Below are 23,939 nucleotides of genomic sequence, written 5' to 3'. Positions count from 1 at the left end.
AAATGCTCTCTTTAATTACTGTGCCGAATCACCCGGAGCAGGAGTCTCTGCAGCATCATTTGTCTGCGGAGCAGCAAAACCTGAAGGTGCATTCAACGGATTGGTAGCTCCCTCTTTCACCGCTTCTTCCATGATGATAGAAGAATCTGTATGAGCAGTAGGAACAAAATAAGCGGTAAGCACGCTACATGCTACCATAAAAGCAGCTAATCCCCATGTTAATTTCTCAATAAAATCCGTAGTCTTACGAACTCCCATAATTTGATTTGAAGAAGCAAAACTAGAAGCCAAACCACCTCCTTTTGAATTCTGAATCAGTACGACGAAACACATCAAAAGAGCTGCAAGCACAATTAATCCAATAAGTAATAAATACATTTTCTTTATTTTGATTTAGTGTTAATAATCAATTTCTCCAAAAATCTTATTTGGTCTGCAAAGTAAGCGTTTTTTTTTGGATATTTCAAATTTAATTTTTTAATAATTTCCAGAGCCTTAGAATATCTTTGCTGTTTAACGTATATTTTGGCCAATGTTTCGGTAAAATAGCTTTCATCTTCTATATCTTCCTCCGCTTCCGGTTCATCCTCTTCGGGCATTTCCTTTTTCACCGGCACTTCCTCTTTTATCCCTAATTGAGGTAATAAAGGTTCCTCTGCAGACTTTTCAATGAAATCATCTATCAGACTCTGGCCTTTCATCCGAGGAATACCATCATCGGACGGATGCTCTTCTTCATGTAATAAGAAAGAAGTATAATCGGCTGTTACATCCATAGGCAACTCCACGGCAGCAGAGTCCTCGGGTAAAGAAGACAGAAAAGCATCTATCAATGAAAGAGTACGGTCCAATCCGCCTTCCTCCTTAGGCTTCTCTTGCTTGTCAAGAGGAGAAATGATAAAACGCTCCCCTTCTATCAGATAAAAAAGAACTTTGCGATCGGCCACATACAATGCAGCCTTACGCAATTCTTCACCGAATGTTATATCATGCAGTAAAAACAGATTCTTCAGATAAAGCAACCTCACCGTCTGAAAATACGGATAACGCGCAAGCAACGTACGCAGCTCGTATAGTGTATCCCGATTTAATAATTCAGGATGGGTTATCCATTCATATAATTGCTGTTGTGTCATGACGGAAAAGGGCTCACTACCAGTTTGCCACGGTAGCATTGAATATTTGCTCTACAATTTCTTTAATCATCTGGGTTACTAATTCATCCTGTACAGCACTCAACTGCTGATTAGCGTTGTATTCTCGGCTAGCCGAGAATTGTTGACCATTCATATTCTCTGTCGGATTGGAATTGTTGACAAAGTTCACCCTAACCGTCATACGCAATTCCACCATGCTGGAATAACCGTCAGAACCAATTCCTTTATTCAAAGCATCATAATTGGTTATTTCCCCTGACAATTGCAGGTCACCTCCACGCTTGGCTTGCTTCAACCGGGTCTGCTGCATATAAATATCCTGCAATGCCGTATTGAACATGCTCTCCATCGGTCCCCACACAAAACCTGCCGAACGGTTCGGGAAGTTTTCGAACGAAATAGTCTTTACCTTAGTATAGTCTATAGACGATCCGTTAAACTTATAAGAGATGGAACAAGCAGTTACTATTCCCGCCAGTACCATCAACACACCAACTACTTTCAATTGTTTAATCCAAACCATATTCTTTTATTTTTCTATAAAGTGTGCGCTCTGAAATATTCAAATCTTTTGCCGCATTCTTTCGTTTTCCATGATGACGGTCGAGCGCCTTACGTATCATTTCTTTTTCCACTTCATCCAATGACAGTGTCGCTTCTTCCACAAATTCCTCCGTGTCCTGAATATCATCTACTACAGGATGCACGGATTTAGCGGCAGAGATAATGGTAGGTGTAGCAGGCACTACTGTAGCGACCAAATTCCGTTGAGGTTCTTGATAATAAGAAACTGCTGTAGTAGCCGGTGGCGGAACAGGTTGCGCTCCACGTTCCGACATCAAGGTGTTTACCAATTTCTTCAACTCAGTTACATCACGCCGCATATCAAACAGCACCTGATACAGAATCTCGCGCTCACTTTCAAAAGCCTTCCCCGCACTTGCTTTCACACCAAATAAAGCGGGTAAACCGGAGTTTACACGTTGTTCCGGTAAATAATTTCTCAAAATTTCCGCCGTAATGTCGCGATTGGTTTCAATAATAGATATCTGTTCTGTAATATTCTTCAACTGGCGTACATTACCGGGCCATGGGTAAGCCAACAACAAGGCTTTTGCATCTTCTGTCAGCTGAATGGCCGGCATACGGTACTTCTCAGCAAAATCCGATGCAAATTTGCGGAAAAGTAATGTTATATCATCTCCACGTTCGCGCAGAGGTGGTATCTTGATAGGCACAGTGTTCAGACGATAATATAAATCCTCGCGGAAACGGCCTTCGGCAATGGCTTCCGTCAGATTTACATTGGTAGCGGCAACAATACGTACATCCGTCTTTTGTACTTTGGATGAACCTACTTTAATGAATTCACCACTCTCGAGCACACGTAGCAGACGCGCCTGCGTAGCAAGAGGTAACTCTCCCACCTCATCCAGAAAAATAGTTCCACCATTGGCTTCGGCAAAATAACCGTTACGGTCACTGATAGCTCCTGTAAAAGCACCTTTCTCATGTCCGAAAAGTTCTGAATCTATTGTACCTTCAGGTATAGCTCCACAATTCACGGCTATATACTGTCCATGTTTCCGACGGCTGAACTGATGGATGATCTGCGGAAAATTTTCCTTTCCCACACCACTTTCACCGGTGATCAATACTGATAAATCTGTGGGCGCCACCTGAATAGCCACGTCTATGGCACGGTTCAATCCTTCAGCATTACCAATAATACCAAATCTGAGTTTAACATTTTGTATTTCTGACCTGACCATATTCATTTTATTATATGACAAAATTACAAATTCCCGAGCAGACAGCAAGTAATTATGGCAGAAAAATAAAAAATAAGGCGCGGATTTCACGGATTGATACGGTCTTTTATAAAGAGAAACCGTAAAATCCGCGCAATCCGCGCCTGAATAAAAACAGTCTGTTATAAATTAATCAATTTCCTGATCAGCTTCATAACCACCCATTTCGCGAATAGCATTCTTCAAGATAGCATACTGCTGGAAGAGATGGTTGACAGGTATTTCATTTTCTGTATAATCATGCATCGGGCTCTTCAAGAAGAAACTCAAGAAACGCTGTATACCAAAACGTCCTGCACGTGCAGCCAAGTCACTCAATAATACTAAATCCAAACATAAAGGAGCAGCCAAAATTGAATCACGGCAAAGGAAATTAATCTTAATCTGCATGGGGTAGCCCATCCATCCGAAGATATCGATATTATCCCAACCTTCCTTACTGTCATTACGAGGGGGATAGTAATTGATACGTACTTTGTGATAATAATCTGTATATAAATCAGGCTGGTCTTCGGGTACAAGAATCGACTCCAAAGTAGACAGCTTGCTGACTTCTTTAGTACGGAAGTTAGCCGGTTCGTCCAACACCAAACCATCACGATTACCTAAGATATTTGTAGAAAACCAGCCGGACAAGCCTAAGCAACGGGTTCCGATAATCGGAGCGAAGCCTGACTTAACCAATGTCTGGCCTGTTTTGAAGTCCTTACCAGCAATAGGCATCTTCGTTTTTTCAGCCAATTCCCACATAGCCGGGATATCAACTGTAGTATTAGGAGCTCCCATGATGAAAGGGCAACCTTCTGACAGCGCTGCATAAGCATAGCACATAGACGGAGCAATGTGTTCCTTATCATCCTCTTTCATCGCTTGCTCCAATGCTGCCAAGGTTCCGTGTACTTTTTCTTCAACAGGTACATAGATTTCTGTAGAAGCAGCCCAAAGAACTACGATACGGTCGCAATTATTTTCAGCTTTGAAATTGCGGATATCTTCACGCAGCTGTTCTACCATATCCCAACGATTCTTGCAATCTTTCACATTATCGCCATCCAAACGACTAGCATAGTTGTGATCGAAAGCAGCTTTCATCGGAACTATCTTTTCCAGTTCTTCCTTTACAGGAAGAATGTCTTTTTCTTGTAAAACTTCAGCATTTACAGCTGATTCATAAGCATTAGCAGGATAAACATCCCATGCACCAAAAACAATGTCGTCCAAAGTTGCCAATGGAACGATTTCTCCATAATGCAAATACTTTTTATTTTCTCCACGGCCAACACGCATTTTATCATATTGAGTCATAGATCCGACAGGTTTTGCCAGTCCCTTACGAGCCATCAGCACACCTGTCATAAAAGTTGAAGTAACAGCGCCCAATCCAACACAAAGAACGCCCAATTTACCGGTTGCCGGTTTCACATTCATTTTTTCCATTCTAATTTCTTTGTTAAAATTGCATCTCATAGCAGAGATTAAGATAATTTGTGCCAAAGTTACACCTTCTTTTGAAAACTTCCATGCTTTTTCTAGTTTTTTTTGTAGCTTTGCAACCGTTTAATATAAATAGGTATGGATGATATTTGTTGCATAGGCCACATTACATTAGATAAGATAGTAACACCCAGGAAAACGACTTATATGCCCGGCGGAACATCCTATTATTTTTCACACGGAATCAGTCATTTAAAGGATACAAAGCATTATCAGCTGGTCACAGCACTAGCGCCCAGTGAATTTAAAGCTGTAGAAGATATCCGTGCAAAAGGTATCAGAGTCACTGTTATTCCCAGTCAGCGAACAGTCTATTTCGAGAATACATACGGGGAAAATCAAGATAACCGCAGTCAGCGGGTATTAGCTAAAGCCGATCCTTTCACAGTGGAACAGCTACAGAATATAAATGCCCATATTTTTCATTTGGGAAGCCTTCTGGCAGATGATTTTTCACTGGATGTTGTAAAATATCTTTCAGAAAAAGGTATTTTGGCGGTAGATGCCCAAGGATATTTGCGCGAAGTCCGGGGTGAAAGAGTTTATCCCATAGATTGGACAGACAAGTTGGAAGCCTTAAAATATATTGATATTCTAAAGGTAAACGAACACGAAATGGAAGTGCTTACCGGTCACAAAGACATAAAACAAGCCGCTTTGCAACTTGCTGAATGGGGAGTAAAAGAGGTATTGATAACCTTGGGAAGTCTGGGTTCTGTAATTTATGCAGAAGGTAGATTTCATAAGATACCCGCCTATCCTCCTAAAGATATAGTTGATGCTACAGGATGCGGAGATACGTATGCCACAGGATATTTATATATGCGCAACAAAGGAGTATCCTATGAAAAAGCCGGTTGTTTTGCAGCAGCCATGTCGACACTGAAATTAGAAGCATCCGGTCCCTTCAGCAAAACAGAAGAAGATGTATGGGATATTATCCGGACTAGTCCTTTGAAAGCCGAGGAAATTTAAAAATAGATAGAAATCCCGATAAAGCCAGACAGCCATATCGGGATTTTTTATTTCAGTTTCCTTCTACATCGGCATACCACGAATAGAATAATACAACACAAAAAGAAACAAATGGTATAATGAATGATAAGGACATATTACTATTGTCTGCCACATATCCCATCAACACAGGGCCAATAGCTCCTCCTACAGGAGACATCATTAAAAAAGAAGAGGCTCGTTTGGTTTTATTTCCCAACCCTTTCAAAGATATAGCAAAAATAGTGGGAAACATGATGGCTTCGAACACATATACCAAAAACAAAGCAACTAATGAAATTTTTCCTAAATTGCAAACGATAAGAAAAGTAGCCGCTACCGTTCCCAAAGCACAGTATAGCAAAACTCTTTCTGCACGAATTCGCTGCATAATCCAACTACCGGCAAAACGTCCGCACATAAATAGCCCGAGCCCACCGAATGAAAGCACTACTGCCGCATCACGGGCATTCATCCATCCATCGTCCACCACATAATTGATAAAGAAACTATTGATAGAAATCTCTGCTATTTCATAACTGAATAGTGCCAGTAGACCAAATAAAAATAATTTATGCGACCATAAGCCTTTTTTAACTGTCTTTCCATTCACCACATTGTCTGTATGAACAATCTCCGGAAGTTTGATACGGGAAAAGACCAGTGCCACTATCAGCACAACTACCCCCATCAGCATATAAGGATATGAAATATTCGCCTCTCCCTTCTCCGAGAACAACAATAGTCCTCCCACCAAAGGGCCGCAAATACATCCTAATCCATTAAAGGACTGGGCCAGGTTCAACCGACTGGCAGCTGTTTCCCTATCCCCTAATTCTGTCATATAAGGATTTGCAGCCGTTTCCAAAAAAACCAAGCCGCAAGCGATGACAAACAAAGAGAACAGAAAAAATTCAAATGACATCCAGTATTCGCCGGGAATAAACATCAACGACCCGATGCCGTAAAGCAATAATCCGAAAACAACTCCCCTACGATATCCATATCTGGTGATGAATAACCCTGCCGGAACAGCCATTACGAAATAACCTAAATAAAACATTACCTGCACCATTGCCGAATGAGTACGGGTAATATCCATCACCTCTTGAAAATGTTTATTCAGCACATCAAGAATAGCATGTGCAAATCCCCATAAAAAGAATAAAGAGGTTACTAAAACAAAAGGAACTAGATAGTCCCTTTTTACCAATGCATGTCTTTGTGTCTCCATACTTTTTATAATAGAACAGGCAGTTGGGCCAAATTCGTTATAATCACATCAGGAACAGATTCGTCAATGACTTCTCCTCCCCAACCTTCTCCTTTCAACCAAGCTACACGACATCCCACCGCTTTGGCAGGAACAACATCTTTTGAGAAAGAATCTCCAACCACCAGCACATTCTTTGCCACAAATCCCATAGCATCCACTCCGAGTCTGTAGATAGCGGGATCTGGTTTACGAACACCCACCACAGAGGATTCAATAATTTCATCAAAGAAATCCAGAAGTCCAAAATCCTTTAAAATGGTCTGAATATTACCATAAAAATTAGAAACCAGCACTAACTTATATTTTTTGGACAACTCTTCCACTACCGGACGTGTAACCTGCAATATATCCAATACATACTCATAACAGCTGTCTGCTACTTTCGTGGCATAAGATTGCAGTTTCAACTCATCCATAGGCAACTTTCTCTGTTCTGCCAACCATTCCATCTGAAGTTTGGCCTTAATGGAAAGTACATCATGAAAATCATGCCAAGGCTGGACAAAAGGGTATTTAGCCAACGCTCTTTCTCCAAAGACGTATGCCTCACGAAAACTCTCCTTATCCACCGGAATCTGATGTTCCACATACTTGGCCCACAATACTTCCGCCCAGTGACGGCTATTCGTATCTATCGTACCGCCGTAATCAAATATAACTCCCTGAATATCTTTCAATGCGTTCATTATCTCATGCTTTATTAGTAGGTGTACCGTTGCCGACTTTCATCAACAACACACCAATTACAATCCAAATCAATTCACGTACACGGGTTATCAATCCGGTATAAACTCCGAAAGCTCCCGGAATAGCCAGTCCTCCTACCGCTAAAGCAAAGCCCCCCTCACGAGCGCCCAATTGCATAGGCGAGAAAAAGAACAAATTAGCAAATAAAGAAGTAAATGCCATAATCAGAATACAAGCCGGAAAGCTAACATCTGTTGTCAGAATATTCAATATGAAATACACTTCCAGGCAACCTAGAATCCGAGCCATGAATTCCAGACTTAACGAGGCATAAAATGTAGACTTACGCTGTTTGTGCAGCTCTGCTATCTGACTGTCCACACGTTCCAAAGTCTCCCGTTTGTTTTCTGAAAAACGTTTGGCCCATCCTTTAATAAAAGGAATATATTGTAATAATTTTAAAGTACGGACAGCCATTCCATTCTTGTATCCTTTCATAAAAAAATAAATAGCCAAAAGAGAAACCACACCCACAACAGCCAGCATAGTCCCCATGGCAATATCTACCGGGCGTAAAGCCAAATACAAGAAAATAGAACAAAACCAAAAACAAAAATGCGAGAAAATATGCATCATCACATAAAGGATAACTGATGATGTTGCCTTACTGGCCCCGACATAAGGAGTCAGTTCCATGATACGGTAAGGTTCTCCTCCCATTAATCCTACCGGAGTAGCATAATTCAGTGCAAACCCGGAAACTGTAAGCTTATAAACTTTCCAAAATGGAATAGGCGTTCCTTTTTTTCCATCTCGGATAATAATGTACCAAGAAAGGGTATTGAACAAGTAAATGATAATCCATAACCCTACTACAGCCGGCAGCCAAATCCCTGCCCGGCGCAAGTTAGCCAACAATTCATCATACTCCATATCAAAAGTACAGAGCATTACCACGATAGCTACAATCCCAAATATCAGGAATATATTTCTATATTTACTTTTCACTTCGCCGCGTATTTATAATATAACTGTGCGCAAACCGCCTCGTGGCAATGGCGCATATATACAAATAAAGAAGTCATTACAATAATCTCGAATACAAAATACAACCAAGGTTCGCCAATCAGCAAACTGATATACAAAGCAATGGCACGTGTATTAAAAGTCAAGATATTGGTATATTTCATCAAAGGTTTGCTAGCTGCACGAAATTCGTTCCGCAACTCCTGTGGAATATTGTCCCCATACTTTTCCTTTACCAAAGCATAGAAACGCTGAAAATTAGGGGTCATTCTTTCCTGCTGACGTGTGTAATTACCATAAAAATACAAAAAAGCTTTCCACCAGAAATTTCCTTTCCAAGGTAAACTATAGAAGATCTCACGCTGTTGTTTGAAATTATCCAGCTCACTTCCATTTTTCCCTTTCAGAAAATATAAATGAATATTACGATAATAATCCGCCAATGTACATTGTTTACTATGACAAACAGTGCCCGAAAAAGCAGCCAATATCCAAATAAAAATCCCCCAATGCATCCCGTCACCAATATGAAACGGCATAGGCTGGTCCATCAGTCTGAGACAGATCGCCGCATAAATAGTAAAGAACCAAATATCACCGGCAAAGCCATCCAACATACGTCCCCACTGGGTTTTCTGCCCTGTAAGCCGTGCCAATTGGCCGTCCGCACTGTCATAATGGTTTGCCCACATCAATAGAAGTATACCAATCAGGGTATGTTTCATATCGGGGTAATAGAACATCACGCCTGCGCCTATACCTAGAATAATAGAAAAAATGGTCACGACATTGGGATGTACCTTCAATTTTTTAAACAATAGCGCCCATGCATATCCTATGGGACGATTGAAATAAATATCCAGGAACTCCTCTGTGTCCATGGATTTGAAAGAAGCCTCTATTCCTTTCTTCTCACTCTCTGTACTCATGTCTTTATTGTTTCATTTGCTTTTTAGCCCGGTTATAAATGCACTCTGCAATTTTACCTCCCGCTTCCTCACGACAACGGGCAAAGCTGGGCCAATCATTAAAATCTATAATCCGCAGTGTTCCGTCGGCTGAAACCACACAATCACCTCCGTAAATGGGTACGTTCAGCGCCTCAGCAGCTTTATCACTTTGTATTTTCAATTCCTCTACGCTAAAAGGAATCCCTTTGGCTATTCCGTTTATTTTTTCCAAACCGAACTTACTGTGCGAACAAGGAGACGGATAAAACCAATAAAAGAAATCAGTGCCGTGTACCCCATAGAATTTCACCAAGTCGCCTTGCAAGTGCTCATTGATGACCGCAACAGGAATGTCACGGTTGCGAAAATCAGCCAGAATATTCTCCACCTCTTCCTTACAAGTGGCATAAGCTACATCTTCTTTCACCATAGCATGAGAGTCTCCCCGCTTTACCCAACAAGGATAACAGTTTTCAGAATACTCGTCTGCTGTGGAAATAATAAAACTCTGCGGATGAGGAACTCCTCTTTTTATAAGTAGCTCCGTCATGGGTCTACGTACACAATTATCTATACCGTAAGCAGAGTTTATCACCAACGCACCTCCATCCTCCAAAGACTTCAAGCGGGCTATTGTTGCTTTATCACGGGCCATATCAAAAATGATATCTCCTTTGACACCCTGCTCCACGAAATCCTTCTCGGCATAAACCTCAACTTCACAGCCCAATTGTCCCAACTCTTCCACCACCTTATTAAATATGGCGGCATCATTGTCCACATGATTGGGTGAATATTCGTTTCCACGGCTTACCCCTATTATTGAAATCACATTCATTCCTTTATGTTATCTTTTAAATTACTCGTCCTTACCGGTCAGAAAGTTTTCCGCTTTCACTATATCACTGGCATGGTCTACATCCAGAATTTTTGTAAAAGGATAAGCCTTTAATTTCAAGCCGTCGGCCACTAACTGCCTCTGGAAGTTGCGCATACGGGACATACCTTTTTCCATACACCCGTGCAATGTCTTGACCGCTGTCGGAGTCAGGCAGTAAATTCCTCCCGATATATAGCGGCATCCGGAGATGGCCTCATCATGAAAGCCAGTTATGTTCAAAGCTTCATCTGTAGAAATGTAAAGCGGTTTTTCATCGTCTATGAAATCGGTCACCGCCATATATCCATCTTTGTCCGATTGTTTGAACGCTTCAATAAAAGTCGAGAATTCTTCTTCACGGAATATGGTATCTACAGTAGTCAAACAGAACTTATCGTCTTTCAAATAAGAGTTCAGTTCATAAAAACTATGCATTGAACTAGGCGTAGTTTTCACAACTACTTCCAATGGCACTGTCGCTTCCGCCTGTAGTTTTGCCAAATGCTCTTTTGTCAACGGACTTTCATTATTAATAATGATGACCACCTTATCAGCCCCGTTGCGCACAAAGATCTGTATCAGACGGTCAATCATGGCAACTCCGTTCAGTTGCACCAAAGGTTTGGGTAAAGCTACCCCTTCTTGTGAAAGTCGGGAGCCTTCACCCGCTGATATAATTGCAAATTTCATTTCTACTCTTTTTCTTGAAATTATATTTTAGACCGGTTCACCATCAATCTTCATCATCAATGGTATCTAACTTCAGTTTATCGCTATCATCCCGTTTCTCATAATACTGTTTACGCAATGGATGTGCATGGATTTCTTTTTCGACAATCCGATTACGGAAAACATCCATAGCCACATAGATAGCCTGGCGAAAAGAATCTTCCAAGGCAACCCCTTGTCCGGCAATATCATACGCAGTACCATGTGCCGGAGAAGTGCGTACAATAGGAAGTCCTGCCGTGTAATTCACTCCTTCATCCATTGCCAAAGCTTTGAAAGGAGCCAATCCCTGATCATGATACATAGCTAGAATTCCATCAAAATGAGTATAGTTGCCAGATCCCATAAAGCCATCGGCCGGATAAGGTCCGAAACACTGAATGCCTTTAGCAACCATTTCCTTCATTGCCGGAATTATGATATCACTCTCTTCCGTACCAATCAATCCCTCATCACCCGCATGAGGATTTAATGAAAACACAGCTATACGCGGACTGTCGATGCCAAAATCCTCTTTTAAAGAACGATGGAAAACAGCCAATTTTTCCATAATAAGTTCCTTGGTAATATCTTGTGCTATCTCGCGTACAGGAACATGACCAGTCACCAAAGCTACCCGGAAATCATTCTTCAGCAAAATCATTAACGCTTTCTGTCCTTCCCCCACACGCTCTTCAATATATTCTGTATGACCGGGGAAATGAAAAGTTTCCGACTGAATGGTATGCTTATTGATAGGAGCAGTTACCAAAACATCAATCATTCCCTCCCGATAGTCCTGCAAAGCTCTCTCCAACGCATCCAAAGCTGCTTTACCAGCTTCCGGTGTCGGTTTGGAGAGCTCCACCTTCAATTCGTCTTCCGTACAATTCACGATGCTCAGTTTATCCGGCTGAGCATCATCTGCAGAATTGACAATACTGAAATTTGTTTGAATATCCATTGCTTTACGATGATAAGCAGCCACTTTAGGTGATCCATAAATAATGGGTGTACAAAGTTCCAGCATGGTAGGATCCGAAAAAGTTTTGAGAATTACTTCATATCCTACTCCGTTGATATCCCCATGAGTAATACCAACTCGTATCTTGTAGTTATCTTCCATCTATATTATATATTATAATGTCTCTTCTTACTTTACCCGGCTTGTTGTATCTATTTTTTCTTCCGGAATATTACCACTAATTACAATTTCGTCAATCAAGCTTTCATTGGGCAATCTCAATGTATAAAGTGAAGCTTCCATCTGACGCATCAGATTACGTTTCAATTTATCCGGTGAATAAATAAAGGCCTCAACCACAATGACACGACCGTTAGCACGATCCACCCGTGCATGAGACACAAACGGACCTCCCATCATGTCACCTTCCATTTCCCATAATCCGCGAGCTTCTTGCGCATACTCTCCTTTTACAACAATATCTTCCACATCCACAAACATAGAGTCTGTTGCCATATACATTCCTTCGCGTTCACCCGGAATATTTGCTTTCATTACAGAATCACGTTTATGAATGAAATAATCTTTAGTAAAGGTATCCTTGTCTGTATAAGGATAAGAGTACATTACAAAATTCATATCCGCTGTAGCACGATTAGTAGAAGCCCACAAAAAATCTTTGCCTTCTTTATAGTTAGCCAGTTCTATCGGCACCCAGATATCACAATCAAAAATACTTCCTACCTTAGTGGAAATCACATCGCTATGTTTTTGTTTCAACAAAGTTATCTGACGATTCATCTCAGCTTTCACAAAGAAATCTATAATCACTTTACTGTTCTTTGCTACAAATTCCTCAAATTCGTCTTCATTAGGAGCCTGAATTGTCATAATCATCTGTGGAGACGCATAAACATCACGGGAAAACTTGAGTTTGGGCTGAGTATAAATATCTTGAATATCCACAATGATGATATTACGGAATATTTTCAGCACACGGTCAAAATGCTGAGGGTCCACATTTGATATACGAAACGAACGCTCCGCCTGGGGCAGTCCGGGCACATTGGTATCCAATACATCAAACAATGCACGTCCTGCAGGACGGTCCCATACAGGTTTATTTACTACGACCAATACTTCGTAAGGTCTACCGCTGGACGTGGGGGTAAACAAGTTCTTTTGTCCCTTCTTACAAGAAGCCAGTACCAGAACCACCAGCACCAAACTTAAATAAAATGCTATTCGTTTCATAATTATATGGTATTATTGTTGTTATTTACTGTAATGTAACACCTTTCTCCTTCTGTTGTTTAGCCGTTGACAACATTCCACAAGCAGCAAAAATATCTTCTCCTCTTGAAGCACGGATCGTAGCAAATACGCCATGCTGCGTCAAGTAATCACGGAAGGCAACCATTGTTTCCATATCTACCCCTTCCAAATCCACATTAGGAATGGCATGAAACCGGATCAAATTGACACGACATTCAATGCCGCGCAAAAGTTTCACAATCTCTTTCGTTCACCCCTTTGAATACGATATACTCAAAAGACAGACGCCGCTGTTTGCTAAAATCATAATTATGCAATATATCAATAATTTCCGTAATGGAAAAAGCTTTCTCGGCAGGCATTAAATCCCTTCGTTGCGAAGGAATCGGAGTATGCATACTGATAGCCAGATGACAATCACTTTCATTCAGAAAGCGCTCCAGTCCTTTCTTTAAACCCACAGAAGAAACAGTGATGCGTTTCGGGCTCCAGCCGTAACCATATTCTGAAGTCAGAATCTCAAGCACTTTCAACACCTCATCCAGATTGTCGAAAGGCTCTCCCATACCCATGAAAACAAGATTAGTCAGCTTTTCCCTTTCAGGAATAGAATAGATCTGGTTTAATATTTGATGGGCACTCAGATTAGCTGTAAAACCTTGCTTCCCGGTCATACAGAACTTACAATTCATCTTGCATCCCACTTGCGAGGAAACGCAAAGAGTAGCCCGGTCCTCATCGGGTATATAAACCGCTTCAATAAAATTATGAGCCGGTGTACGGAAAAGATATTTCACCGTACCGTCTACCGAACGCATTTCTTCCACCGGAGCAGATGCTCCCACCTCATACCCTTCTTTCAATGTTTCGCGATGCTTTAATGACAAATTGGTCATTTCGTCTATCGTTTCCACCTTTTTATCATACAACCAAGACGTAATCTGCTTTGCGGCAAATTTAGGCATTCCCAGATTCCTCACAATCTGTTGAATCTCATCCAATGTCCTGCCAAGTAATGCTGTTTTCGGAGTTTCCATTTATATTTAAAAGACAATTAGCGTACAAAGGTAGAGAAAAAATAAGATATATTACCTATCTTTGCCGTGAGAAATACTTTTTAACAATGAGAAAAACAATTAATTGCTTTATTCCTTATAGGGAAAGCACAGCGGCAGAACAGACAATCCATGCTCTAAAAGAAAGTAGCATAGTCAACAAAATCTATCTGCTGAACATCGAACCCAACAAGACATTATCCACCCCCGAAGGATGCGAAATATTACCTGTTGATTCACTAACCAGTTCTAAGACAATGAAGATGATTGCTGAAAAAGCAGACACACCTTATATATTGCTCTATACCAAAACTTCTGCTTTGGAACTGGCTTACAAGGCACTGGAACGCATGACGGACTTCCTGCAGGACAGAGAATGCGGCATGGTCTATGCCGACCATCATGAATGGAAAAACGGAGAAAAGAAGAAACATCCCGTCAACGACTACCAACCCGGCAGTGTGCGTGATGATTTCGACTTCGGTCCGCTACTGATATTCAACAGAACGGAATTCATCCTCGCCAGTCTCCAAATGACAGAGGAAAGAAAGTATGCCGCCCTTTATGAACTGCGTCTGTTCCTTACCCTCCATTCTCATCTGGTACATATCAACGAATATCTTTATACGGAAACAGAAAGCGACAACCGCCTGTCCGGCGAAAAGCAGTTCGACTACGTAAATCCCCGTAACAGGGAAGTACAGATAGAAATGGAAGAAGCATTCACACGATACTTGAAATCCATCAATGCCCTCCTTGAACCCATATGTGTGGAAACGGATGTAAAGAAAGGAAATTTCGAATATGAAGCCTCCGTCATCATCCCCGTGCGCAATCGCGCCCGTACCATTGACGATGCCATCCGGTCGGCACTCACACAAGAAACACGCTTTCCATTCAACATCATCGTCGTGGACAATCACTCGACAGACGGAACCACAGAAATCATCGGTCAATACAAGGACAACAAAGCGGTAATCCACCTTCAGCCCCAACGTACCGATCTGGGCATAGGGGGATGCTGGGACCTCGCAATCAACCACCCCCGGTGCGGACGCTTCGCCATACAGCTTGACAGCGATGACCTGTACAGCGACACCCATACCCTGCAAACCATCGTAGACACGTTCTACAAAGAGCAATGCGCCATGGTAATAGGAACTTACCGCATGACGGACTTCCGGCTGAACACCATCGCTCCGGGAGTGATAGACCATAGCGAGTGGACGAAAGAGAACGGACACAATAACGCATTGCGCATCAACGGTCTGGGAGCTCCGCGCGCATTCTTCACACCTATCCTGCGCGAAACAGGCGTGCCCAATGTCAGCTACGGAGAAGATTATGCCCTGGGACTCATTTTCTCGCGCCAATATAAGATAGGAAGAATCTATGATGTACTCTATCTGTGCCGCCGCTGGGAAGGGAACTCGGATGCCGCCCTGAGCATAGAGCAGACCAATGCCAACAATCACTACAAAGACAGCCTGCGCACCCGTGAACTGGGAATCCGCAAAAAATATACAGAAGAGCTGAAGAACCGGAATGAAATCAAGCGATTTATAGACAGCCAACTGGCGTGCTGGCCACTGGCACACCACAACCACGAGGCATTACAGACTGTACAGACCAAGGAACTGTCCATAAACGGCTACACGTTTGTGGTACAGTGCAATGCACAGCGTGCGGTTTCGACTACCGCCAAAGTGGATAAGGACAGCATCCAAGCACGCCCCTGTTTCCTGTGCAAGGAAAACCAGCCTAAGGAGCAGAAAGCACTGGAAACCATCACTGCAAACAGAATATGCGTTAACCCTTATCCCATATTGCCGGATCACCTCACTATCGCCCATAAAGATCACATCCCCCAACTCATGGATGAGAATATTTTCAGTTACGATGACGTCCGTGCATTCGTACAGAAATATCCGGACTACGCCCTATTCTATAATGGAGCACATTGCGGAGCCTCTGCACCGGACCATCTCCATCTTCAAGGAGTCAGAAAAACTGATGTTCCCATCATCCCGAACGTACAACAGCTGATAACCCACGCACAGACAATCGATATACGCAGCATGTATTTTCCCTACCTAGAAGAAGAGGAAGATTATCCACTAGAATGTAGCCGAATTTACCTCAACACCAAGGACTATCCCTGTCCTTTGGTAATCCTCTCAAGCAACACGCATTATGACGACTCCCTGTTATACAGCGCCCTCGCCGCTTTCCCACCGGATGAAGACGGACAAGAAGCGAAGTTCAACCTGCTGTTATGGAAGGAAGGCCATCTATACTATACGGTGGTTTTTCCCCGCAGCAAGCACCGTCCCGACTGCTACTTTGCAAAAGGCAGCGAACAGATGCTCATCAGTCCGGGAGCTTTGGACATGGCTGGCGTAATCGTCACCACCCGTCAGGAAGATTTCGACAAAATAACAGAAGAAAAAGTGGCATCCATCATAAAAGAAGTGGGAATAACAGTAGAAGAAGCCGAGAAGATACCCGGACGTTATTTTGACGAGAAAGCAAAAAGATAGAGAGAACACGAAGAGATGAAGGAATTACAGCAAGCCCATAAACAAGACGAATAACAATGAAAGAACCCGAAATAAGCGTAGGAATAGTAAACGCACAAGAAATTCATTTTTCACTGAACGGCAATTTTTTCGCTAAAGGAGAAACGGTCTGTGGTGAACAACAAGTAGCCTTCAGCGAAGGAGGTATTCTGTGGAATGGTAATCTTTACCGCGAACTGACCTTCACTCCACAAGACGAACATGCCTCGTTTTCATTATATGACGTAACCATCGGAATTAATTTCCACTGGGAACGGCAAGAAACCCAAAGTTTTATGGGAACACTGAAACTAGTGGTGGACGAAGGCAAAATCACCGCTATCAATATTCTTCCCGCCGAAGACTATTTGATAAGCGTCATCTCTTCGGAGATGAACGCCACCTCCTCTTTAGAGTTTCTGAAAGCACATGCCGTGGTATCACGCAGCTGGCTGTTTGCTCAAATAGAGAAACGCAAAGCTTTAAGTGGCAAAAATGAAGGTTTCTTTTCCTTTATCAAGACCGATACCGAATATATCCGTTGGTACGACCGGGAAGACCACACCATATTCGACGTTTGTGCAGATGATCATTGCCAACGTTATCAGGGAATAACCAAGGCATCCAGTGCTGCCGTAACTGAAGCAGTACAGGCAACCCGAGGGCAATTACTAATGTATGAACGCGGCATCTGCGATGCTCGTTTCTCTAAATGTTGCGGAGGTGCAAGTGAGGAATTCGGCTATTGCTGGGAAGATAAGAATTATCCCTATTTGTCTACCATCCGTGATACGGAAGAAGAAGAAAACCGTCCGTTACCCGATCTGACTAAAGAAGAAGAGGCAGAACGTTGGATACGTACTTCTCCCGTTTCGTTCTGTGATACCCACGATAAAAAAGTAATTTCACAAATACTGAACAATTACGATCAGGAAACCACAGATTTCTATCGTTGGAAAGTGCGTTATTCCCAGTCAGAGCTAGCCGAACTGATCCGTCAAAATACAAAATCAGATTATGGAGACATCATCGACCTGATTCCCATCCAACGTGGCAAGTCCGGACGTATCTGCAAACTGAAAATTGTAGGTTCTTTGAAAACATTGACTATCGGAAAAGAATTGGAGATACGTCGTACCCTGTCTTCGTCCCACCTATTCAGTTCAGCCTTTGTAGTAGATAAGGGAGAATTGAAAAACGGCGTCCCCGAATGGTTTCTGCTAACGGGTGCCGGTTGGGGACATGGAGTAGGCCTGTGCCAAATCGGGGCTGCCGTAATGGGGGAACGGGGATATACCTACGACGAAATTCTATTGCATTATTATAAAGGTGCAGATATCCGCCGTTTCTATTAACCGATCCACCAAGCCATGCGCCGGATAGGATTTCCATCCGGAATCTTTAAAATGAAAAAGGAATAATGAAAAACAAACATACTTCACCGTGGGCATGGATACCCACGCTATACTTTGCACAAGGGCTGCCCTACGTGGCAGTGATGACTATTTCAGTCATTATGTATAAAAGATTAGGAATCAGCAATACCGAACTGGCTTTTTATACCGGCTGGCTTAATCTGCCCTGGGTTATCAAACCTTTGTGGAGTCCTTTCATAGACCTTATCAAAACGAAACGCTGGTGGATCGTCACTATGCAACTCTTAATGGGTGCGGGACTGGCAGGCATAGCCTTCACCATCCCCACCGAACACTTTTTCCAACTTACGTTGGCAATTTTCTGGTTGTTGGCATTCAGCTCTGCCACGCATGACATTGCTGCCGATGGTTTTTACATGCTGGCACTGGACTCGCACCAGCAAGCTTTATTTGTAGGAATCCGCAGTACTTTCTATCGCATTGCGACTATTGCAGGACAAGGGTTGCTTATCATGCTTGCAGGAAGACTGGAAATTGTAACAGACAATATACCTTACGCCTGGTCCATCACCTTTTTTGTATTGGCCGGGCTTTTCCTGGGAGTGTGGATCTATCATAAGTTTATTCTTCCCCATCCGGATTCAGACCATGCAGCTAAAGAAGTTTCCGCTTCTACCCTACTCAAAGAATTTTTTGGCACTTTTGCCAGTTTCTTTCAGAAAAAGCAGGCAAGTATTGCTATTCTCTTTATGTTACTCTACCGTTTACCGGAAGCACAACTGGCAAAAATGTGTATTCCTTTCTTTATAGATCCTATTGAAGAAGGTGGTTTGGGGCTCACCACTGAGGAGATAGGTTTCGTACAAGGAACAGTCGGCATCATCGGGCTTACCCTTGGAGGTATTTTAGGAGGAATAGCCGTAGCCCGTAACGGTTTAAAACAATGGTTGTGGCCGATGGTATGGGCTATTTCCTTACCTGATTTAGTCTATGTTTACCTCAGTTATGTCCAACCCGATTCCCTATACCTTATCAATATTTGCATTTTTATAGAGCAATTCGGTTACGGATTCGGTTTCACAGCTTATATGCTTTATCTTATTTATTTTGCGGACGGAGAACATAAAACGGCACATTATGCCATTTGTACCGCATTTATGGCATTAGGCATGATGATTCCCGGAATGGCCGCCGGTTGGCTTCAGGACCAGATGGGATACAACCATTTCTTTATCTGGATTATGATATGTTGCGCTGTAACCTTTGGGGTGACGGCACTGTTAAAGATTGATCCGGAATTCGGCAAAAAAAAAGATTGATGCCGATGATGAAGAATACATCTACAAACTGAGACTTTGCCCTCTTTCTCCAACAGAGTTTTTCATTTCTGCTACCACTACTGAGCTTTTATCAGAAGTAACAATCTAGATATAAGCATCTTATAGAGGTGGTGGCAGCAGTATTTTTTAGATACCCAAAAGGCTGCCACCACCTCTTATAATACTTTTCTCATCAAGACTCGAATTATTCCCACAAAAAGGAACATATATTTAGAGGAATTCTTCCGCTCCTTTTGAAAAAAGATAAGGAACTTCCGAACAATACATGCTTATCTTCTGATACATTCAACCGCATGATGTTTCGGTTTCAACTTAATGGAACAGTCTGGAACAACTCGGCATGTAGAATGAATGCAGTGTAGTTTAACGCTTTAGGTTGACTACTCTTTCATCTTACTTGTACGGATGGTTGACAGAGATAATACTTAGTTATAATATCAGTTGACTCTTTCAAGAGTTATTTCTTTGCCGGGTTGACAATCTTCCTGCAATTACTATTATCAAAAAGAATATCCTAAAATGGTGGCAGTAACATTTTCCATCCCTTCAAATATTCTGCTGCCATCACCCCTCAAAGCCTTTATTTATGAGCATTCCAGACAAAAGGTGGCAGCAGTGGCAGTAGAAAAGAAACTCTATAGAGAAAAAAATAAATAGAAGTTCACATAGCCCCCGGAAGAAAAAATCTTTTTTAAAAGATAGAAAGACAGAAAATAATGCTATACTTGCAAACTCAAGCCAAATAAAACAGACTAGAAAGAATATGACAAGGAAGAGTTTTAACCTAAAAAATAAGATAAAGTCCTCTCAACAAAACAGTTATTATATTTGTTTCATATTCAAACAATAACATAAAAGATACATATATGAAAAAGATTATTTTATTAGTATTCGTCACCTTGTTTTGCTGCATAGACTACTCACAAGCACAAACAACAGAAAAGAAAATGACACGTCAGGAAAAGAAAGAGGCGCAAAAAGCCATGGAACAAGCCTTGTTCGAAGAAGCCAGACAAGCTATAGAAAACAAAGCTTTCACACTGGAAGCTGACCGGGTTATATTTAAAAGAGGCAGAAATGCCTTTGTTTCTTCTAATACCAATTTTGTAATGGTAGACGACGATAGAGCATCCGTACAGGTAGCGTTTAACATTCCTGCCAGCGGCCCTAACGGATTAGGAGGTGTCACTGTAGACGGCAATGTTTCCGGTTACAAGATCAAAACCGACAAGAAAGGAACCATGTATCTGACAATGAGTGTAATGGGGGTGGGTATATCTGCTCAGGTAAGCATAACATTACCTCATGGAAGCAACAATGCCACCGTAGATATACGGCCCAACTTCAATTCCAACCGCCTGACTTTATCCGGTGAACTACTGCCGCTTGACAAGTCAAATGTATTTAAAGGAAGGTCTTTCTAATCACTTTATAGTTCATAGAACATAAGCCCCGGAAATTTTGTTAAAGCAGATTTCCAGGGCTGTTTATTTCCCATTCATTCCTCTTCACACTTTTAATTTCAGTTCTTCAAAAATACACTTCAGCAACCAGTTTTTCCGTTTCAGTAACAAATTACTACCTACTTATGCCAAAGCTTATTATGTTTGTACCGGATTTCAATAGGAAAACAACATAAAATAAAAAAGTAGGTATTATGAGAAAAGTTGTAATATTAACATTAGTAACCTTGTTTACCTGCGTAGAGTACTCACAGGCACAAACAACAGAAAAGGAAATGACACGTCAGGAAAAAAAAGCAGCTCAGGAAGCTTTGGACAAAATGTTATTTCAGGAAGCCAAAGAGGCAATAGACAACCAAACCTTTGTACTGGAAGCGGACAGAGTTTACTTTAAATTCTTATCAATTTGATGGATTAATTTGAAAGACAAACGCTTATGGAAGTTCTGAAAAGTCTAAGGTAACGATTTGGAGATTGTGCTAATTTCAGTACTTTACAGTCTCATACTTATGAACAACTTTTATAGGACAAAGATACTATTTTTTTTGAATAAGAGAATAATTTCACAGGAAAAATAGAAATTTTATGGGGAAGTGTTCTGATAGCATGTCGTTGTAGATTGTAGGGAGGGGATGTAAAACGGCAGGCACATAGAATTTCCGATATTCAGAAAGCCGTATTCCCAAAATAGAGATTATTTTTGAAAGAATCACATAATCCGCTAAGAATAAAAGTTTATGCGGATCATCAAAAAACGAGGTAACGAGTTGGCAACCGTTCTGGTTTCTACATACTTGCATCAATTGCGTTGATGTGCAACTCACTTTATGTAAAGGTACGATTTTTTACGGAACATGCAAAACACCTTTGATTTTTCTTTTTTAGCAACCGTCAAAAACAATCTTTCGGTTTCATATCCCGGTCACAAAGGCGGTACAGTCTCTTTATGAAAAGTAAACAAAGGTCAGGCAGGATTGAAACAGACTGTTACGAGAACAGTCAGAAAAGGATTGCATACAGGAATTACAGTCTGATACCGGGCAGGGGACAACTTTGTGCCAAAGTCCAAAAAGAGGTTCTTTTTCCAGACGGCAAACTCCCTCACCTCTAAAAAACAGTCTGTGGCTGGCGCACGCAAACGTCCAGCCTTTATGCGGACAGCCTTAATGCCCGCAGCCTGTACAAGTGCGTAAAAAAACAGGTAAATGGAATCTTCATCCGCTTCCCCGCGCCTTGCCGACACTCCTATATTCCCGTTCCAACACCTGCTCGATCTCGCTCCTCTTGTACAAGACCTTGCCACCAAGTACATAGTAAGGCAGCGTGCCGTTGCTCCGATACTCGCCCAATGTCCTGCGGCTGACTTTCAGCATACACGCCACCTCACTGTCGCACAGGTACACGTCTTCTTTTGGCGGAACCGCGCCATCTCCGAAAATGCCGTCAATCATCGCCGACAGCCGGTCGATACGCTCGTGGATGGACTGCATCCACGCATCGTCTTTCGTTTTCAATTCATTAAACATTATATAGATTAATTTGTTATATGACTCATTTTGTGACTGATTCTGAAGTTGTGTAATCCACAAGCAATAAGAATCACCATATCTTCGAAACCGAATTTATGGCATCTGAATCGTTCTTTGACAATACGGCATTTTTTCATACCACCTATGGCATGCTCCACTTTAATCCTAACTCCGGAAATCCGCTTGTTCTCTTGTTTTTCAACACAAGTAAGCTCTTTCCCTTTAGGTTTCTTTTTGGGCATGCATATTTCAACTCCATCCGGTTTGTGTCCGATGAAACCTGTATCCTGCCAGAGCCTAATACCTTTGGGAAGTAGAAGAGGTTCTTCATCACAAATCTTTTTGTCATGGACATGACCTTTGTATGTGGAGCTCAACCATACAATCCGAAGATTGTTAGTACATAACAGGTTATTCTTTATGCTATGAGTTTTTTTTACCACTATAGCATGCAGACTGCCAGTCTTCATCCAAAGGACGCTGAATAGGTCGCTCGGTTCCGTCCAACAAGACTTCTTCGCACCCTTGAAGAATGTGTATCAGACGTTTGGAGTTACGGTCAGGCAATTCACCAAGCGTTTTCAATGTACGCCGGAGAATCTCAGAAAGAAGGTGAATCCATCTATTGGCCTGGGGCTGGGTCATCTCAAACTGAATAGCATGGAGTTCCTGAAGGGGATTGGTCTTCAGATATACCAATATGAAGAACATTTTGTCCTGAATCAGAGACAACACTGTTGTAAGATATACGTTGGCGCACTTTACCTTCCAAGGTAAAATGGCTGTAATATTCATCCCAATGGTACTTGAAAGTTATTAGCAAAGCGTCAAACTCAGCAGGAGTTAATCCTGTCGCAGCAAGCACTTGGCTATGACGGTGGCGAATCTTGTCGTAATACATCAATTGAACTTTTTAGATCACAAAGATAAATCAAAGAACGCTTTAATCAATTATTCGATATAAACTCTATTATACATACTGCTCATTTGTCTTTTGTTGATACTTCAGTTCAATTCCTTCAAATGGTGTGCCCCCTGTAGCGTGCATCCTTGCGTCTGTCCTCCACTTTCGTGACGATACGCTCCACGTCTTCCGGCAGGTAATAGGTACGGTTGCCTATCTTGGTATAGGCGAGCGTGCCGTTATCCCGCAAGGTCTGCAAGGTGCGCTTGCTGATTTTCAGCTTCAGGCAGACATCCTGGTGGTCGAGCCAGCCAGCCGTCCTCTTCACGCCTTTCAAATCCAGATGGGGATTCCCTCCACCCTATGTATGAACCGTTCGATTTTCATGGCAAATTCCTCGAACGCCTTCCTTTCAAAACATACGGTTTCCATAACAATCCGATTTTATGTTGATACTTCAAATTCATACCATCCGGAGAAACGGTCACTCGTG

At 42.0% G+C, this 23,939-nt stretch carries 22 protein-coding genes and 3 pseudogenes; 7 read left to right on the top strand and 18 right to left on the bottom strand.

The window, feature by feature from the left end:
* Positions 1-15: 15 nt before the first annotated feature.
* The 5 genes from secG to GKD17_RS07260 form a co-directional block, all read right to left on the bottom strand.
* Positions 16-378, bottom strand: a complete 363-nt coding sequence (secG, locus tag GKD17_RS07280) for a preprotein translocase subunit SecG (RefSeq protein ID WP_007837888.1) — start codon at positions 376-378, stop codon at positions 16-18.
* Positions 379-383: 5 nt separating this feature from the next.
* Positions 384-1,136 carry a hypothetical protein gene (locus GKD17_RS07275; protein ID WP_008652565.1) on the bottom strand — a complete coding sequence of 251 codons (753 nt, stop codon included), beginning with the start codon at positions 1,134-1,136 and terminating at the stop codon, positions 384-386.
* A 16-nt stretch (positions 1,137-1,152) separates the two neighbouring features.
* The gene (locus GKD17_RS07270) at positions 1,153-1,680 is read right to left on the bottom strand and encodes an LptE family protein (protein WP_007837880.1); all 528 of its coding nucleotides are present in this window, start codon (positions 1,678-1,680) and stop codon (positions 1,153-1,155) included.
* Positions 1,667-2,929, bottom strand: coding sequence for a sigma-54 interaction domain-containing protein (locus GKD17_RS07265; RefSeq protein ID WP_007842724.1), 1,263 nt, complete (start codon positions 2,927-2,929; stop codon positions 1,667-1,669). Before GKD17_RS07265 ends, GKD17_RS07270 begins: the two co-directional genes overlap by 14 nt.
* Before the next feature lie 168 nt (positions 2,930-3,097).
* Positions 3,098-4,405, bottom strand: coding sequence for an inositol-3-phosphate synthase (locus GKD17_RS07260; RefSeq protein ID WP_007845157.1), 1,308 nt, complete (start codon positions 4,403-4,405; stop codon positions 3,098-3,100).
* Positions 4,406-4,540: 135 nt separating this feature from the next.
* On the opposite strand from GKD17_RS07260, the gene GKD17_RS07255 reads away from it, so the two are divergent.
* Positions 4,541-5,437: a PfkB family carbohydrate kinase gene (locus GKD17_RS07255; RefSeq protein ID WP_007837877.1), complete on the top strand. Its 897-nt coding sequence runs from the start codon at positions 4,541-4,543 to the stop codon at positions 5,435-5,437.
* A 52-nt stretch (positions 5,438-5,489) separates the two neighbouring features.
* Here GKD17_RS07255 and GKD17_RS07250 read toward each other — a convergent pair whose 3' ends face one another.
* The 9 genes and pseudogenes from GKD17_RS07250 to rlmN all read right to left on the bottom strand — a co-directional run bounded on the left by GKD17_RS07250 (position 5,490) and on the right by rlmN (position 14,258).
* On the bottom strand, positions 5,490-6,689 hold the full coding sequence (locus GKD17_RS07250) for a sugar MFS transporter (RefSeq protein ID WP_007837876.1): 1,200 nt from the start codon (positions 6,687-6,689) through the stop codon (positions 5,490-5,492).
* A 5-nt stretch (positions 6,690-6,694) separates the two neighbouring features.
* Positions 6,695-7,417, bottom strand: a complete 723-nt coding sequence (locus tag GKD17_RS07245; RefSeq protein WP_007837875.1) for an HAD family hydrolase — start codon at positions 7,415-7,417, stop codon at positions 6,695-6,697.
* Between the two features lie 4 nt (positions 7,418-7,421).
* Positions 7,422-8,426, bottom strand: a complete 1,005-nt coding sequence (locus tag GKD17_RS07240; protein ID WP_007837873.1) for a lysylphosphatidylglycerol synthase transmembrane domain-containing protein — start codon at positions 8,424-8,426, stop codon at positions 7,422-7,424.
* Complete coding sequence (locus tag GKD17_RS07235; protein WP_007837871.1) at positions 8,423-9,373, bottom strand: CDP-alcohol phosphatidyltransferase family protein; 951 nt, start codon at positions 9,371-9,373, stop codon at positions 8,423-8,425. Before GKD17_RS07235 ends, GKD17_RS07240 begins: the two co-directional genes overlap by 4 nt.
* 4 nt (positions 9,374-9,377) lie before the next feature.
* Entirely contained in the window at positions 9,378-10,232 is an 855-nt protein-coding gene (locus GKD17_RS07230) for an ATP-grasp domain-containing protein (RefSeq protein ID WP_007837870.1), read from the bottom strand.
* Between the two features lie 21 nt (positions 10,233-10,253).
* Positions 10,254-10,964: a nucleotidyltransferase family protein gene (locus GKD17_RS07225; RefSeq protein ID WP_007837868.1), complete on the bottom strand. Its 711-nt coding sequence runs from the start codon at positions 10,962-10,964 to the stop codon at positions 10,254-10,256.
* Between the two features lie 43 nt (positions 10,965-11,007).
* Entirely contained in the window at positions 11,008-12,108 is a 1,101-nt protein-coding gene (pdxA, locus tag GKD17_RS07220) for a 4-hydroxythreonine-4-phosphate dehydrogenase PdxA (RefSeq protein ID WP_007837867.1), read from the bottom strand.
* Between the two features lie 27 nt (positions 12,109-12,135).
* Positions 12,136-13,200 (bottom strand): DUF4837 family protein, encoded by a 1,065-nt coding sequence (locus GKD17_RS07215; protein ID WP_007837866.1) that lies wholly within the window; start codon positions 13,198-13,200, stop codon positions 12,136-12,138.
* A 25-nt stretch (positions 13,201-13,225) separates the two neighbouring features.
* Positions 13,226-14,258: pseudogene (rlmN, locus tag GKD17_RS07210) on the bottom strand (23S rRNA (adenine(2503)-C(2))-methyltransferase RlmN).
* 86 nt (positions 14,259-14,344) lie between these two features.
* Here rlmN and GKD17_RS07205 point away from each other — a divergent pair.
* The 6 genes and pseudogenes from GKD17_RS07205 to GKD17_RS07180 all read left to right on the top strand — a co-directional run.
* A complete protein-coding gene (locus tag GKD17_RS07205; protein ID WP_007837863.1) occupies positions 14,345-16,816 on the top strand; it encodes a DUF4922 domain-containing protein in 2,472 nt (823 codons plus the stop codon).
* A 56-nt stretch (positions 16,817-16,872) separates the two neighbouring features.
* On the top strand, positions 16,873-18,189 hold the full coding sequence (locus GKD17_RS07200; RefSeq protein ID WP_007837862.1) for a SpoIID/LytB domain-containing protein: 1,317 nt from the start codon (positions 16,873-16,875) through the stop codon (positions 18,187-18,189).
* Positions 18,190-18,254: 65 nt separating this feature from the next.
* Positions 18,255-19,529: an MFS transporter gene (locus tag GKD17_RS07195; RefSeq protein ID WP_007837860.1), complete on the top strand. Its 1,275-nt coding sequence runs from the start codon at positions 18,255-18,257 to the stop codon at positions 19,527-19,529.
* Between the two features lie 540 nt (positions 19,530-20,069).
* Entirely contained in the window at positions 20,070-20,207 is a 138-nt protein-coding gene (locus tag GKD17_RS07190; protein WP_007837858.1) for a hypothetical protein, read from the top strand.
* Positions 20,208-20,416: 209 nt separating this feature from the next.
* Positions 20,417-20,974: a DUF4251 domain-containing protein gene (locus GKD17_RS07185; protein ID WP_007837852.1), complete on the top strand. Its 558-nt coding sequence runs from the start codon at positions 20,417-20,419 to the stop codon at positions 20,972-20,974.
* Positions 20,975-21,207: 233 nt separating this feature from the next.
* A pseudogene (locus tag GKD17_RS07180) lies at positions 21,208-21,411 on the top strand (DUF4251 domain-containing protein); the annotation flags it as partial.
* Between the two features lie 816 nt (positions 21,412-22,227).
* Here GKD17_RS07180 and GKD17_RS07175 read toward each other — a convergent pair.
* From GKD17_RS07175 to GKD17_RS23540, 4 genes and pseudogenes are all read right to left on the bottom strand, one after another.
* Entirely contained in the window at positions 22,228-22,539 is a 312-nt protein-coding gene (locus tag GKD17_RS07175; RefSeq protein ID WP_004295270.1) for a helix-turn-helix domain-containing protein, read from the bottom strand.
* Between the two features lie 8 nt (positions 22,540-22,547).
* Positions 22,548-23,012: an IS5 family transposase gene (locus GKD17_RS23695; RefSeq protein ID WP_005650024.1), complete on the bottom strand. Its 465-nt coding sequence runs from the start codon at positions 23,010-23,012 to the stop codon at positions 22,548-22,550.
* Positions 22,966-23,337 (bottom strand): helix-turn-helix domain-containing protein, encoded by a 372-nt coding sequence (locus tag GKD17_RS07165; protein WP_005641938.1) that lies wholly within the window; start codon positions 23,335-23,337, stop codon positions 22,966-22,968. The genes GKD17_RS23695 and GKD17_RS07165 overlap by 47 nt, the downstream gene beginning before the upstream one ends.
* Before the next feature lie 224 nt (positions 23,338-23,561).
* A pseudogene (locus GKD17_RS23540) lies at positions 23,562-23,878 on the bottom strand (helix-turn-helix domain-containing protein).
* Positions 23,879-23,939: the final 61 nt, after the last annotated feature.

It is taken from the genome of Phocaeicola dorei (assembly GCF_013009555.1).
GTDB classification, from domain to species: Bacteria; Bacteroidota; Bacteroidia; order Bacteroidales; family Bacteroidaceae; genus Phocaeicola; species Phocaeicola dorei.
The sequence above is the reverse complement of the archived record's forward strand: the minus strand, read 5'-3'. Positions and strand labels throughout refer to the sequence as shown.

Bases quoted from the DNA above. Each gene is read 5' to 3' on its own strand.
- GKD17_RS07195 (WP_007837860.1), top strand. From the start codon at position 18,255: ATGAAAAACAAACATACTTCACCGTGGGCATGGATACCCACGCTATAC.
- GKD17_RS07190 (WP_007837858.1), top strand. From the start codon at position 20,070: ATGGTGGCAGTAACATTTTCCATCCCTTCAAATATTCTGCTGCCATCA.
- GKD17_RS07235 (WP_007837871.1), bottom strand. From the start codon at position 9,373: ATGAGTACAGAGAGTGAGAAGAAAGGAATAGAGGCTTCTTTCAAATCC.
- GKD17_RS07245 (WP_007837875.1), bottom strand. From the start codon at position 7,417: ATGAACGCATTGAAAGATATTCAGGGAGTTATATTTGATTACGGCGGT.
- GKD17_RS07275 (WP_008652565.1), bottom strand. From the start codon at position 1,136: ATGACACAACAGCAATTATATGAATGGATAACCCATCCTGAATTATTA.
- GKD17_RS07200 (WP_007837862.1), top strand. From the start codon at position 16,873: ATGAAAGAACCCGAAATAAGCGTAGGAATAGTAAACGCACAAGAAATT.
- GKD17_RS07250 (WP_007837876.1), bottom strand. From the start codon at position 6,689: ATGGAGACACAAAGACATGCATTGGTAAAAAGGGACTATCTAGTTCCT.
- GKD17_RS07165 (WP_005641938.1), bottom strand. From the start codon at position 23,337: ATGAATATTACAGCCATTTTACCTTGGAAGGTAAAGTGCGCCAACGTA.
- GKD17_RS07225 (WP_007837868.1), bottom strand. From the start codon at position 10,964: ATGAAATTTGCAATTATATCAGCGGGTGAAGGCTCCCGACTTTCACAA.
- GKD17_RS07260 (WP_007845157.1), bottom strand. From the start codon at position 4,405: ATGGAAAAAATGAATGTGAAACCGGCAACCGGTAAATTGGGCGTTCTT.
- GKD17_RS23695 (WP_005650024.1), bottom strand. From the start codon at position 23,012: ATGAAGACTGGCAGTCTGCATGCTATAGTGGTAAAAAAAACTCATAGC.
- GKD17_RS07255 (WP_007837877.1), top strand. From the start codon at position 4,541: ATGGATGATATTTGTTGCATAGGCCACATTACATTAGATAAGATAGTA.
- GKD17_RS07175 (WP_004295270.1), bottom strand. From the start codon at position 22,539: ATGTTTAATGAATTGAAAACGAAAGACGATGCGTGGATGCAGTCCATC.
- GKD17_RS07265 (WP_007842724.1), bottom strand. From the start codon at position 2,929: ATGGTCAGGTCAGAAATACAAAATGTTAAACTCAGATTTGGTATTATT.
- GKD17_RS07270 (WP_007837880.1), bottom strand. From the start codon at position 1,680: ATGGTTTGGATTAAACAATTGAAAGTAGTTGGTGTGTTGATGGTACTG.
- GKD17_RS07185 (WP_007837852.1), top strand. From the start codon at position 20,417: ATGAAAAAGATTATTTTATTAGTATTCGTCACCTTGTTTTGCTGCATA.
- GKD17_RS07230 (WP_007837870.1), bottom strand. From the start codon at position 10,232: ATGAATGTGATTTCAATAATAGGGGTAAGCCGTGGAAACGAATATTCA.
- GKD17_RS07215 (WP_007837866.1), bottom strand. From the start codon at position 13,200: ATGAAACGAATAGCATTTTATTTAAGTTTGGTGCTGGTGGTTCTGGTA.
- secG (WP_007837888.1), bottom strand. From the start codon at position 378: ATGTATTTATTACTTATTGGATTAATTGTGCTTGCAGCTCTTTTGATG.
- GKD17_RS07205 (WP_007837863.1), top strand. From the start codon at position 14,345: ATGAGAAAAACAATTAATTGCTTTATTCCTTATAGGGAAAGCACAGCG.
- pdxA (WP_007837867.1), bottom strand. From the start codon at position 12,108: ATGGAAGATAACTACAAGATACGAGTTGGTATTACTCATGGGGATATC.